Origin of the sequence: Streptomyces sp. NPDC088810 (assembly GCF_044750305.1) — a bacterium.
Lineage (GTDB): Bacteria > Actinomycetota > Actinomycetes > Streptomycetales > Streptomycetaceae > Streptomyces.
Genome location: NZ_JBIVJQ010000009.1, coordinates 179,181 through 190,818, shown reverse-complemented (window position 1 = coordinate 190,818; position 11,638 = coordinate 179,181). Strand labels below are relative to the sequence as shown.

10 protein-coding genes are annotated in these 11,638 nt (G+C 72.0%); 3 read left to right on the top strand and 7 right to left on the bottom strand.

Annotated elements, in window-relative coordinates:
* Nucleotides 1–249: 249 nt before the first annotated feature.
* Nucleotides 250–1,401, bottom strand: coding sequence for a glycosyltransferase (locus tag ACIP4Y_RS27055; protein WP_401398167.1), 1,152 nt, complete (start codon nucleotides 1,399–1,401; stop codon nucleotides 250–252).
* A 264-nt stretch (nucleotides 1,402–1,665) separates the two neighbouring features.
* Here ACIP4Y_RS27055 and ACIP4Y_RS27050 point away from each other — a divergent pair, with 264 nt between their 5' ends.
* A complete protein-coding gene (locus ACIP4Y_RS27050; protein ID WP_401398165.1) occupies nucleotides 1,666–2,490 on the top strand; it encodes a BTAD domain-containing putative transcriptional regulator in 825 nt (274 codons plus the stop codon).
* A gap of 85 nt (nucleotides 2,491–2,575) precedes the next feature.
* Here ACIP4Y_RS27050 and ACIP4Y_RS27045 read toward each other — a convergent pair whose 3' ends face one another.
* The 4 genes from ACIP4Y_RS27045 to ACIP4Y_RS27030 form a co-directional block, all read right to left on the bottom strand.
* Nucleotides 2,576–2,836 carry an acyl carrier protein gene (locus ACIP4Y_RS27045; protein WP_401398163.1) on the bottom strand — a complete coding sequence of 87 codons (261 nt, stop codon included), beginning with the start codon at nucleotides 2,834–2,836 and terminating at the stop codon, nucleotides 2,576–2,578.
* A gap of 61 nt (nucleotides 2,837–2,897) precedes the next feature.
* Nucleotides 2,898–4,103, bottom strand: coding sequence for a ketosynthase chain-length factor (locus ACIP4Y_RS27040; protein ID WP_401398161.1), 1,206 nt, complete (start codon nucleotides 4,101–4,103; stop codon nucleotides 2,898–2,900).
* Complete coding sequence (locus tag ACIP4Y_RS27035; protein WP_401398159.1) at nucleotides 4,100–5,365, bottom strand: beta-ketoacyl-[acyl-carrier-protein] synthase family protein; 1,266 nt, start codon at nucleotides 5,363–5,365, stop codon at nucleotides 4,100–4,102. Before ACIP4Y_RS27035 ends, ACIP4Y_RS27040 begins: the two co-directional genes overlap by 4 nt.
* A 92-nt stretch (nucleotides 5,366–5,457) precedes the next feature.
* Entirely contained in the window at nucleotides 5,458–5,994 is a 537-nt protein-coding gene (locus ACIP4Y_RS27030) for a flavin reductase family protein (RefSeq protein WP_401398157.1), read from the bottom strand.
* 449 nt (nucleotides 5,995–6,443) lie between these two features.
* On the opposite strand from ACIP4Y_RS27030, the gene rfbD reads away from it, so the two are divergent.
* Nucleotides 6,444–7,328: a dTDP-4-dehydrorhamnose reductase gene (gene rfbD, locus ACIP4Y_RS27025; RefSeq protein WP_401398155.1), complete on the top strand. Its 885-nt coding sequence runs from the start codon at nucleotides 6,444–6,446 to the stop codon at nucleotides 7,326–7,328.
* Between the two features lie 390 nt (nucleotides 7,329–7,718).
* Here the strand turns inward: rfbD and ACIP4Y_RS27020 are convergent, their stop codons facing one another.
* Together ACIP4Y_RS27020 and ACIP4Y_RS27015 are read right to left on the bottom strand one after the other, a co-directional pair.
* The gene (locus ACIP4Y_RS27020) at nucleotides 7,719–8,585 is read right to left on the bottom strand and encodes a choice-of-anchor K domain-containing protein (protein ID WP_401398153.1); all 867 of its coding nucleotides are present in this window, start codon (nucleotides 8,583–8,585) and stop codon (nucleotides 7,719–7,721) included.
* Nucleotides 8,586–8,605: 20 nt separating this feature from the next.
* Nucleotides 8,606–9,217, bottom strand: coding sequence for a hypothetical protein (locus tag ACIP4Y_RS27015; RefSeq protein WP_401398151.1), 612 nt, complete (start codon nucleotides 9,215–9,217; stop codon nucleotides 8,606–8,608).
* A 587-nt stretch (nucleotides 9,218–9,804) separates the two neighbouring features.
* On the opposite strand from ACIP4Y_RS27015, the gene ACIP4Y_RS27010 reads away from it, so the two are divergent.
* Entirely contained in the window at nucleotides 9,805–11,526 is a 1,722-nt protein-coding gene (locus tag ACIP4Y_RS27010) for a serine/threonine protein kinase (RefSeq protein ID WP_401398149.1), read from the top strand.
* The last annotated feature ends 112 nt before the right edge of the window (nucleotides 11,527–11,638 follow it).

Below are 11,638 nucleotides of genomic sequence, written 5' to 3'. Positions count from 1 at the left end.
GGGGCCTTGTCGCCGGACGGCTGCCTGGCCCAGGCCGACCTGCTCGCGGGCATCCGCCGGGCGGCCGGCCCGTCCTGCTGAGGAGGCTCAGGCCGGCGCCGGCTCCTTGGCCGGTCCGGGCAGCGCGGCCGTCTTCGTGTGTTCGTCGCGGTGGTGTGCGCGGGGGCCTTGTCGCCGGACGGCTGCCTGGCCCAGGCCGACCTGCTCGCGGGCATCCGCCGGGCGGCCGGCCCGTCCTGCTGAGGAGGCTCAGGCCGCCGCCAGCTCCTCGACCGAGGCGAGCACCTCGGCCGGCCCGGGCAGCGCCGCCATCTCCGCGGCCAGCTCGCGGGACCGTTCGGTGTACGACGGTGCGGTCACCAGCCGGTGGCAGGCGGCGGCGATGGCCTCGGGAGTGTCCTGCCCGGGCAGCAGGGTGACGGCCGCGCCGTATGCGGACAGCCGCTGTGAATGCGGCACCAGCTTCGGCATGTTGGGCACCACCAGCTGCGGCACCCCCGCCTGCATCGCCGTCAGGGCGGTCTGGCCGCCGCCCGCGTGCACCAGCGCACGACACGTGCGCAGCACGGTGGCCAGCGGCAGCCAGCCCGCCCGCACCTCGGGCCGCCGGGCGGTCAGGGCCGCCGCGACGTCGTCCGGCGCGGCGATGACCACCTCGGCCCGGGCGTCCGTCCTCGCCACCTCGGCCACCAGCCGTTCCAGGTGGTCGACGTCCTGCTCACCGCTGACCCGGCTGCCTGCCGTGACACAGATCCGGGGCCGGTCGGTGGCGGTGTACATCCACGGCTCCAGCCGGCGCTGCCGCCCCGTGGGCACGAAGCGCATCACAGCGCCGGCCGGTGCGTCCGGTGCGAGCACGCTCGGCGGGCAGATGTGGATCCACAGCTGTGGATCGGGCAGGCTCGGCAGACCGAGCCGGGCCAGCTCCGGAGCGAGTTCCTCCGCGGCGCCGTGGTCCACCTCCACCGGCTCGCCCATGTCCCAGGCGTGGCGGACGTACGGCACGCCGAGTTCCACGGCGAGCAGCGCGGCGGCGAAGGAGAGGGTGCCGCCGACGACGACATCCGGACGCCAGTCCCGGCTGAGCGCGCGCAGGGCCTGCAGGCTGCCGGCCGCCAGCCGCCCGAAGCCGTGGCCGCCGAAGCGCAGCCGGGTCGCGGTGTCCGCCGGCAGGGCGAGCGGGGTCCCGTCCCGGGTCTCGAACATGTACGCGCGCATGGTCCTGCGCGTGGCCGGCACCCCGGGCAGCCCCGCCTCCACGACCACCGGCACCATGTCCTCGGTGGCCGCCACGACCACGTCGTGGCCGGCGTTGCGCGCGGCCGTCGCGAGCGGGGCGAGCGCGAACACCGTGGCCGGGCTGCCGGCGGCCACGAAGAGCATCCTCAACGAACGTGCCATGCCGGAGTGGCTCCTTCCGTCCTTGTCCATCCGTCCGGCACAGCCTGCGCGAGGGCACCTGAACAACGGTGTATCCGCGATGGAGCACGCCCGGATCTTTGCTGGTGGACACGTCCGAGCGCGCCAGCCTATGATCAAAAGACCCGCAGATATGTGCGCCTTACAACCATTTGTGCGCAGGTAGCCGCGGAAGTACTACGGGGGTAGAGAACCATCAGGCATCATTGCGCAGTCGTACCTGCCGCAAATCATCGCGTCAAAACCATGGAGCTCGGTCTGCTCGGGCCCATGACCGTCACCATCAACGGCACCTCGATCGTCCCGACCGCGAGAAAGCCCAGGCAGCTGCTGGCTCTGCTCGCCGTCCGCTGCGGCCGGGTCACCCCGGTCCCGACCCTGGTCGACGAGGTCTGGGGCACCGACGTCCCGCGCAGCAGCGCTTGCACATTGCAGACATACATCCTGCAGCTGCGGCGGCTGATCACCCTGTCGCTGGACACGGACTCCCGCCAGGACGCCAAGGACTTAATCGTCACCCACTTCAACGGCTACCAGTTGATGGCCGACCCGACCTACTCGGATCTTCGCGAGTTCGAACGCCTGTCGGCCGAGGGCGACACCGCGCTGGCAGCGGGTGACGCCGCCGGCGCCTCCTTCCTCCTCGGCCGCGCGCTGGCCCTGTGGCGCGGCCCCGCCCTGATGGACGTACCGGCCGGGCAGGTGCTCCACGCCGAGGTCATCGGTCTGGAGGAGAGCCGGATGCGGGTGCTCGAACGCCGCATCGTCGCCGACCTCATGCTGGGCAGGCACGCCACGCTCGTTCCCGAGCTGCAGACGCTGGTCGCCCAGAACCCGTTCCACGAGAACCTGTGCGCCATGCTCATGGTCGCCCTGCACCGTTCCGGAGCCACCTGGCGGGCGCTGGCCGCCTTCCGGGACCTGCGGGACGGCCTGGTGCGGGAGTTGGGGGTCGAGCCCTCACACCGGCTGCAGAGACTGCACCAGGAGGTGCTGGAGAACGCCTCCGCCCTCTGCCTGGGCGACTTCGGCTTCACGTCGGACGCCGGGTACGCCGGCCTGGCGCGGTGACGTACGGCTGGACACCGCTCGGCCGAGGCCGGCAGCCCCCGGACACGGTGGGGGCTGCCGGCCTCGGCCGTTCCGCGTGCGGCCGTCAGCCGGCGTTCGCGACCGCGCTGCTGGCCCGGTCGAGCAGCGCCCGCGGAGTGTCGGTGGCGAACAGCTCGTCGTCGGGGATCTCGATGCCGAACTCCCGCTGCAGGACGGCCGCCGTCTCCATCAGGGCCAGCGAGTCGTAGCCCAGCTCCTCGAAGGTCAGGTCCAGGATCTCCTGGTCCGACCGGCCCGCGTCGTCGATGCCGGCGCACCGGACCAGGATGCCGCGCAGTTCGTCCGCCGTGATGGGCTTGCTCATGGTGTTTCCTCGTTTCGGAAGTCGTCGGAAGTCGTCGGAAGTCGTAGGGGTGCCAGGCCGCTCAGTCGCCCAGGGCGCTGACGACGATCGCCGTGTTGAAGCCCCACTTGCCGCGGGCGAGCACGAGGGCGTGCGACACGGGCCGGTAGCGCGGCTCGCCGCGGACCAGGTCCAGCCGGTAACCGGCGGGGACCTCACCGACGTTGGCGGTCGCGGGGATCACGCCGTCGCGGATGGACAGCAGCGCGGTGACCACGTCCAGCGGTCCGCCGCCGGAATAGAGCCGGCCGGTCAGCGCCTTGGGAGCGGTCACCGGAACGCCGGACGGCCCGAAGACCGCACAGACCGCCTCCGCCTCCTGCCGGTCCAGCTCGCCGACACCGGCCGCGTCGGCGAAGACCACGTCCACCTCGCCGGCGGACAGACCGGCGTCCTGCAGCGCCAGCTCGATGGCCCGGCGCAGGGCCGGCGGACGCGGCGAACCGGGAGCCGGATCGAAGGTGGCGGCGTACCCGGTGATCGCGCCGTACACCTGACCGGCGCCGCGGCGGCGGGCCGCCGCCAGGTCCTCCATGACCAGGAGGGCGCCGCCCTCACCCGGGATGTAGCCGTCGGCGTGCACGTCGAAGGGCCGGTAGGAGGTGGCACTCACCCGGCCGCCGGAGAGCTGGGAGGCCCAGCCCCACGGGTCGAGGGCGGAGTCCACCCCACCGGTGACGACCAGGCCGGTGCCCTGGCGGACGGCCCGCCGGGCGTGGCCGATCGCGTCCAGACCGCCCGCCTGCTCGGCGACCAGCGCCTTGTTGGGGCCGCGCATGCCGTGCCGGATCGAGATCTGACCGGTGTTGACGGCGTAGAACCAGGCGAACGACTCGTAGACGCTCACGTGCTCCGGCCCCTTGGACCACAGCTTCGCCAGCTCCCGGTGGGTGAACTCGAACCCGCCCAGGGCGTTGGAGGTCACCACGGACATGTCGTAGTCGACCAGCTCGGACGGCTGCACCGCGGCGTCGGCGAGCGCCCAGTCGGCTGCGGCCAGCGCATACCGCGTGGAGATGTCGGTCTGCGGCAGCAGCCGCGCCGAGATGTGCTCCTCGGAGTCGAAGTCCAGCACCTCGCCCGCTCGCCGGGCCGCGTACGGCGTGGCGTCGAACCGGGTGATCTCGGCGATCCCGTCGCGGCCGTCCAGCGTGGCCTTCCAGTAGTCCTCGGTGCCGACCCCGTTGGGGGCCACCACACCGAGTCCCGTCACGACAGCGGTGGTCATCGGGTCCCTCCCGGCCGGTTCAGCACGACTGCGCTCTGGAATCCACCGAAGCCGCTGCCCACGCTCAGCACGGTGTCCACCCTCTTCTCCCGCGCGGTGACCGGCACGTAGTCGAGGTCGCACTGCGGGTCGGCCTCGTGCAGGTTGGCGGTCGGCGGTACGACGCCGTTCTTCATCGCCAGCAGACAGGCGGCGAGTTCGATGGAGCCGATCGCGCCCAGCGAGTGACCGACCATCGACTTGATCGAACTGACCGGGGTGTCGTACGCGTGGTGCCCGAGGCTGCGCTTCAGCGCGGCCGTCTCGTGCCAGTCGTTCTGCTTGGTGCCCGAGCCGTGCGCGTTGACGTAGTCGAGGTCCTCGGCGTTCCTGCCCGCCTCGGCCAGCGCCGCGCCTATCGCCTCGGCCATCTCCCGGCCGTCCTTCTTCAGGCCCGTCATGTGGTACGCGTTGCCGCGGGTGGCGTAGCCGCTCACCTCGGCGTAGATGGGCGCTCCCCGGTCCAGTGCGTGCTCGAGCGTCTCCAGCACGAACATGACCGAGCCCTCGGCCAGGACGAACCCGTTGCGGGAGGCGTCGAAGGGCCGCGACGCGTGTGCGGGGTCGTCGTTGTACGTGGTCGTGGCCTTGATCGCGTCGAAGCAGGCGACCACGATCGGGGTGATCGGGGTGTCGGTGGCACCCGCCAGCATGATGTCCGCCGTGCCCTCCCGGATCACCTGCACGGCGTTGCCGATCGCGTCGAGCCCCGAGGTGCAGCCGTTGGACACCATCGTCACGGGACCCTCGGCCCCGATCCGCCACGCCAGTTCGGCGGGCATGATGCCCGGGGTGAGGTAGTCGAACATGTGCGGGGACAGATACTCGGGGCTCACCGCCCAGTGCCGCCCCGCGTCGGAGAGCACCTGGTACTCGACGTCCAGGCTGGTGGAGGCGGCCACCGCGCTGCCCAGGCTGACACCGACCCGGTACGGATCCAGACGCTCCACCTCCAGGCCGCTGTCCGCGATCGCGTCGCCGGCGCACACGGCGGCGAACTGCGCGGACCGGTCCATGCGACGGATCTCTCTGGCGCTCAACCCCTCGGCGACCGGGTCGAAGTCGCACTCCCCGGCCACCTGGGACCGGTAGGGCGAGGGGTCGAAGAAGCTGATCCGGCGGGTCGCGGTGCGACCCGCACTCAGCAGGTCCCAGAACTCCTCGGTTCCGGACGCCCCCGGTGCGCGGACCCCCATTCCGGTGATCACGACGCGTCTGGACATATGACAGTTCCTTCCTGGAAGTTGGGAGGAATGCTCGCGGCTGTCGCTTGAGAACAGCTCGACTTCTGGCCTCGGACGGAAAGCGCCGCGGGTCACACCGGACTTTCCTCGACGCTTTCCTCGGCGGGCAGGGAGCGAAAGGCGCGACCGCAGTAGACCAGTGGCCGGCCGGAAAACACCTCGGAGCGCCGGACCAGCCCCACCAGGATCACGTGGTCGCCGCCGTCGAACCGGTCGACCAGCTCGCACTCCATGCGGGCGAGCACGCCGTCCAGGAGCGGCACCCCGTCCAGCCCCGGCGTGGACGCCAGACCCGCGTACTTGTCCACCCCTTTCGTGGCGAACCGCTCGGCCAGTCCTGCCTGGTCGTCGCGGAGCAGGTGCACGGCCATCGCCTCGGCGCGGTCGAACGCGGGGTGGCAGTCGGCACTCCGGTCGAGGCACACCAGCACCAGCGGCGGACGCGCCGAGAGCGACGAAAAGGCCGTCGCGGTGAATCCCCGCCGCACCCCGTCGCCGTCCACGGCGGTCACCACGGCGACACCGCTCGGCCAGCGCGCCAGGCAGTCGCGCAGTGTCGCCGAGTCGTCCTCGGCACACTCGGTGATCGTCATTGAATTCTGGTTCACCTCCCCCATGGAAATGGCCTTCACCGACACCGTTTCAACGGCGTCTCACTCATTGCTTGAATCCCACTCGAATCGACATTTCCGCCGCCGCGCCCAGCCGGACTCGAGCGCTGGACGGATGACGGCGGATGGGTGACGGCGGGCGGCGGGGGGCGCGGGTCCGGGCAGGCCGCGTCCAGCGGGATTCGCCCGGCTGGGGCCGCGTGCGGTGGGGGGTGCTTTTTTGAGGGGCATGCGGTGGCTGGTGACGGCCGTCGGCGGGATTCCTGGGCCGGGCAGGCCGCGTACCGTGGGATTCACCCGGCTCGGGCCGCGTGCGGTGGAGGTGCTTCTTCGAGGGGCATGCGTTGGCCGTGGCCGTGGCCGGTGTGGGCGGGATTCCCGGGCCGGGCAGGCCGCGTCCAGCGGGATTCGAACCCGGCTCGAGCCGCGCACCGGAGTGTGGCCCCATGAGGGACATACGTTGGCTGGTCACGGGCGCCGGCGGGATGCTCGGCCGGGACCTGCGCTCGGTGCTGGAGCGCTCCGGCGAGCACGTCACCGCAGCCACCCGGGCCGATCTCGACATCACGGACCCGGACGCCGTGCGCCGGGCGGTCCGCGGCCACGACGTGGTGGTGAACTGCGCGGCCTGGACGGACGTGGACGGCGCCGAGACGGCCGAGGACCGGGCCACCGCCGTCAACGGCACCGGCGTCCGCCACCTCGCCGCCGCCTGCGCCGGAACAGGCTCCCGGCTGCTCCACGTCTCCACCGACTACGTCCTGCCGGGAGACGCCACCGAGCCGTACCCGGAGTCCGCACCGACCGGCCCGGTCAACGCCTACGGCCGCTCGAAGCTGGCCGGCGAGCGGGCCGTCGCCGAGCTGCTGCCGGAGCACGGCTACACCGTCCGCACGGCCTGGCTGTACGGCGAACACGGCCCCAACTTCGTGGCCACCATGCTCCGGCTCGCCGCCCGGCGGGACACCCTGGACGTGGTCGACGACCAGCGGGGCCAGCCCACTTGGTCGTACGCCCTGGCCCGCAAACTGGTGGAACTGGGCCGAGCCGCCCACACCGGCCGGGCCCCCGCCGGCGTCTACCACGGCACCGCCGGCGGCAGCACCAGCTGGTTCGGCCTGGCCCAGGAGACCTACCGCCTGACCGGCCTCGACCCGTCCCGCATCAGCCCGATCCCCTCCTCGGCCTTCCCGTCCCCCACCCGCCGTCCTGCGTACAGCGTCCTCGCCCACGACAACTGGGCCACGGCCGGCCTGACCCCTCTCAACGACTGGCAGCACTCCCTCTCCGAAGCCCTGCGCCGCCCGTCCTTCAGGGCCCTGGTCCCATGAGGAACAGCGCCGTGAGCCAACCGGGCACGAGCAGCTGCGGGGGGACGCCACCTCGATCGAGGCCACGCCGAACCGGTTCCGCCTGGCGCTCTACGTCGACATCCCGGAGGACCCCGACTCCGAGGCCGCGGCCCATGCCCTGGCCGATCCGGCCCCCGAAGCCGCTTCGCGAGATCACGTACCCGGTACACGGTCGCTCTCGCCGGTCGGGCCCTGCCTGCGTCCACCCCCTGTGTGCACCTCCGGCAGCGCAGGCACCTCGGCTCCCCAAACGCCCCCAGAACCGCTCAGGGGCCCGACCCGCTCACGCGCATCAGGCCCCTGACCCGGTACTACGGCGTCGTGGCGCATGCGCGCCCTACGCTTTGTCGAGCCGCCGACGGGTCCTGCTCACGGCCCGCCGGTCTTGTTGAACCCCTTGTCCAGGTAGGGGGACTGGTCGACGACGAAGCCGTCGTCCGCGACCAGGCGGGCGATGCCGCCCTGGTCCCGCCAGACCTCGTTGGAGGAGCTGAAGGAGAAGCCGCCGTACTGCGGGTGGTTCTCGTTGGTGTAGACGCGGTAGCGCTGGCCGGGTCGGATGACCGTCCCCGGGGGGAAGGGGAACGAGTAGCCGGTGGGCTTGGCCTCCACCTTCCAGCCGGTCAGGTCCTGGGGCCCGCCGCCCTTGTTGAAGATCTCGACGTATTCGTCCGCCTGGCCGGTGCTCGTGCCCTGATAGCGCAGGCCGGAGATGATCACGTCAGGCTCTTCGAGCGTGAACATGCACACGACTTCGGCGAAGTTGATGCCGCCCTCCGGGCTGCGGAACTGCCGGACGATCTGGCCGTTGCGCTTGAACCCGCTCAGCACCGCCCGGTACTGCTTGCCGTCGATCGTGACGGGCTGGGGGTGGATGAAGGTCTGCAGGTCGACAAGGTCGTCGTCCGCCGGGCTGGTACCTGTGCTGTTGGGCGTCTCGTTGTGGTGGAAGCTGAAGTTGAGGTCGGTCGTGCTGCCGTCCTCGAACATGACGTTGACGGTCAGCTGGACATCGAACTGGCTCGGGCTGACGTTCGTGGGCTTGTTGCGGTGCACGAAGGTTCCGACGACGAACTCGGTGCCGTCGAGCTGGACGTCCGCGGCGGCACCGCGGAACTGGTACCCGCTTTGGCTGCCGGCGCTGCCCCACTGGATGTAGTCGGTGCCCACGCCGTTGACCGGTGAGATGGCGGGGGTGGTGGACGAGAAAACGCCGGAGGTGACGACAGTGGTCATGATGTCTGGATCCCGCTCTCTCAGTCCTCGTCCTCGATGACCTCGGCCTTGAGCTTGGCCGGCGGTGCGGTACCGATCTGGGCGACGCCGTCGGTGTGGCGGCCGGTCTTGGCTCCGTCCACGGCTTCGAGGCCGCAGGTGTAGACGATGCAGTCCTTGTCCTCGCTGCCGGTGTTCAGGTGCACGTGGTAGGTGAAGGTCAGGGTGCGCCCGTCGTCGCTCACCCGGGCCTGAACGGGGGGCAGGTTGCCGCCCGTGGTCTGGTCCATGCGCTTGTACTGGGCGCCCACCGTGCCGTTCCAGCGGAATCCGGTGGGGGCGGTGAAGACGTGTTCGCGTTCGCCGGCGTCGACCGTCTCGCTCCAGTTCGGCGTGCGGACGCAGATGTTGATGGTGGTGCCGAGTCCCCCGGGAGCGTCCTCGACTCCGCCCTCCTGCCACACCACGAGGTCGAGTTTCTGGGCACGGCCCTGTTCGTAACCCCAGTCGTAGCCGTTCGCGTACTGGTCCTGCTCGCCGCGCGTGCCGTCGCGCGGCGGGTCGGCGTAGGGCTTTCCGGCGAGCGCATCGGCGCGCCCCTGTTCCTCCCCCCGCTTGTAGGCTTCCTTCTTGGTCTGCACGTCGGTGCTCATGTCCGAGTCCTCCCGGGGCTGTGATCGAAGCGTGCGACGGAGTAGCGAAGAGATGTCCTGGTGCGGCTCGCCCCGGCCCGCAGGAAGCGAGCAGGTCAGGGGAACTGCGTCCGGGAGCCGGAACGCAGACGCCGCCTGCGGCCGCGAGCGGGGCGTTCGCGTGGCTGTCGCGGCACGCACCGGACCTTCATCCGGCTTCATCGTTAGCCCGGACCCACCGGTGCTATGCCGGCGTTCCCCCGTTTGGAATGCCGAATCGATTCTGCGTCACTTGTTCGAGTGCAGTTGAAGCAGGAGACGGCGCAGAGGGGCGGAGCGAAGCGCATCAGCCCGTGTCCTGCCGAAGGCACCGGTGCCTGCCGTCGTCCCTCGTGCGGATCTCGTATCCGTCAGCCGTCCCTCCCTCCCGGCTCCTCCCCCGTGCGGGTGGAGAGTTCGGCGGCTGCTCCTGCGGTGCCCGTCACGGCCGGTATGCAGGAGCGATCGATGACAGCGCGGAAGGAGACGGTGATGCAGGGTACGAGGCCGTGGACAGGGGAGGTGCCGGGCGCCATCGGGTCCCGGCCGCGCCCGTGCTGGGGGGCGGCGTGACGGCCGAGGCCGCGGAGCGGCGGCGCACGCCGGATGCGCCGGAGGCGGGCGGCCCGCCGGTCACCGTGGCGGGCAACGGCACGGCCGGGTTCTCCGGGGACGGCGGCCCCGCGCCGTACGGGCAGTTGGCCTTTCCCGCGGACGTTGCCGTGGGAGGCGGCGCGGTCTTCGTCGCCGACCACGCGAACCACCGGGTCCGCCGGATCGACGGCACCGGCACCCTGACGACGGTCGCCGGGGACGGGCTGCGGGGTTTCGCCGGGGACGGCGCCGACGCGGTGCGCGCCCGCCTCGGCTTCCCGTCCGCGCTCGCCGTCGCCCCGGACGGAGGCGTGTTCCTCGCCGACGAGATGAACCACCGGGTCCGCCGGATCGACCCTTCGGGGGTGATCGGCACCGTCGCGGGAGACGGCTCGCGCGGTGAAGACGAAGACAAAGGCGCAGGTGAGGGCGGTGGCAACGGTGACGGCGGCCCAGCCGACCGCGCCCGGCTCGACGCCCCGTGCGCCGTGGCCGCCGACGACGCCGGATCGCTGTACGTCGGGGAAGCGGGCACTCCCCGAGTGCGCAGGATCGACGGCGACGGTGTCATCAGCACAGTCGTCGCGGCATCCGGACGGTCCGGGGTCTGCGCTGCGGCCGACGCGGGCGAGGCGTTCCTGCCCGCCGGCCTGGCGGTCGACGCGGCCGGCCGGCTGTACATCGCCGACCCGGTGGGCCGGCGAGTACTGCTGCTCGGCCCGGACGGGGCGCTTCGGGTACTGGCGGGACCGCCGGACGGGACCGCCGGTGTCCTGGCGGTCGACTGGGGCGCACCGTGCGCGGTGGCGATCGACGGCGAGGGCGCGCTCTACGTCGCCGACCAGACCGGACACCGGGTGTGGCGGCTGGCCGACGGAACCGCCCGGGTCGTCGCGGGGCAGCCGGATCCGGCGGCCCGCGAGGCCGCCGGGGCGGCCGGTGCCGTCGTACACACCGCGCTGCGTTACCCGTGCGGCCTCGCCGTGGACCCGGCCGGGCGCCTGCTCGTGGCGGACAACTCCCACCACCGGATCGCAGCCGTGCCTCTGACCACGGCTCCTCCCCAGGACACCGAGCGGGTACGGGACGAGGAGCGGGAGACGGGGCCGGAGCGGGAGCCCGGACCCGAGCGGGAGCCGGTGCCGGTGCCGGTGCCGGTGCCGGAGTCGGAGGTGGAGCCGGAGCGGGAGCCGGAACCTGACCCCGGAGCCGACAACGCGCAGGGTGGTGGCGCGGGTGCCGCCCCCACCCCGGCCCCTGACGCCACCCCGCCCGCCCGGCTGCTCGTCCGCCAGGAAGTCGGACTGGAAGTCCCCCGCGGCGGCAGCGAGTTCATGCACGTACGGGTCTCCTCCACCGACCCCTGGGCCCCCGGGCGGGTGGAGCACCACTTCACGGCTCCGACAGGTTTCGTCTTCGACGGCCGGGTGACCTGCGCGTACTACCGCGAAGATCGCACGGTGCTCCCTGGTGGGGCCCCGACGACGACGGTCGGGGGCGACGGCAGGTCGTTGACCGTTGCGGACGAGCCCCGCCTGAACACCCCGGGCCACCCGGCGGCCGCCCTGGTCTACACGCTCGGCGTCCGGGCCCTGAGCGACGCCGAGCCGGGCCGGTACACCGACGGGCGGGCGGTGATCGCGGGCCGGCCCGAAGTGCGCCTCAAAGCAAGCGTCCTCGGAGACGACGAGGACTGACGAGGGCACGTACCGGACCCGGAGCCGTCCGTGGCGCACCCCGCCATGGGCGGCTCTTTGCGATGTCAAACCCGAAATGCGGAGGTAATCGTTTCTGTGCTCCCATGTCACC

Bases quoted from the DNA above. Each gene is read 5' to 3' on its own strand.
- ACIP4Y_RS27055 (WP_401398167.1), bottom strand. From the start codon at position 1,401: ATGGCACGTTCGTTGAGGATGCTCTTCGTGGCCGCCGGCAGCCCGGCC.
- ACIP4Y_RS27050 (WP_401398165.1), top strand. From the start codon at position 1,666: ATGGAGCTCGGTCTGCTCGGGCCCATGACCGTCACCATCAACGGCACC.
- ACIP4Y_RS27045 (WP_401398163.1), bottom strand. From the start codon at position 2,836: ATGAGCAAGCCCATCACGGCGGACGAACTGCGCGGCATCCTGGTCCGG.
- ACIP4Y_RS27040 (WP_401398161.1), bottom strand. From the start codon at position 4,103: ATGACCACCGCTGTCGTGACGGGACTCGGTGTGGTGGCCCCCAACGGG.
- ACIP4Y_RS27035 (WP_401398159.1), bottom strand. From the start codon at position 5,365: ATGTCCAGACGCGTCGTGATCACCGGAATGGGGGTCCGCGCACCGGGG.
- rfbD (WP_401398155.1), top strand. From the start codon at position 6,444: ATGAGGGACATACGTTGGCTGGTCACGGGCGCCGGCGGGATGCTCGGC.
- ACIP4Y_RS27020 (WP_401398153.1), bottom strand. From the start codon at position 8,585: ATGACCACTGTCGTCACCTCCGGCGTTTTCTCGTCCACCACCCCCGCC.
- ACIP4Y_RS27015 (WP_401398151.1), bottom strand. From the start codon at position 9,217: ATGAGCACCGACGTGCAGACCAAGAAGGAAGCCTACAAGCGGGGGGAG.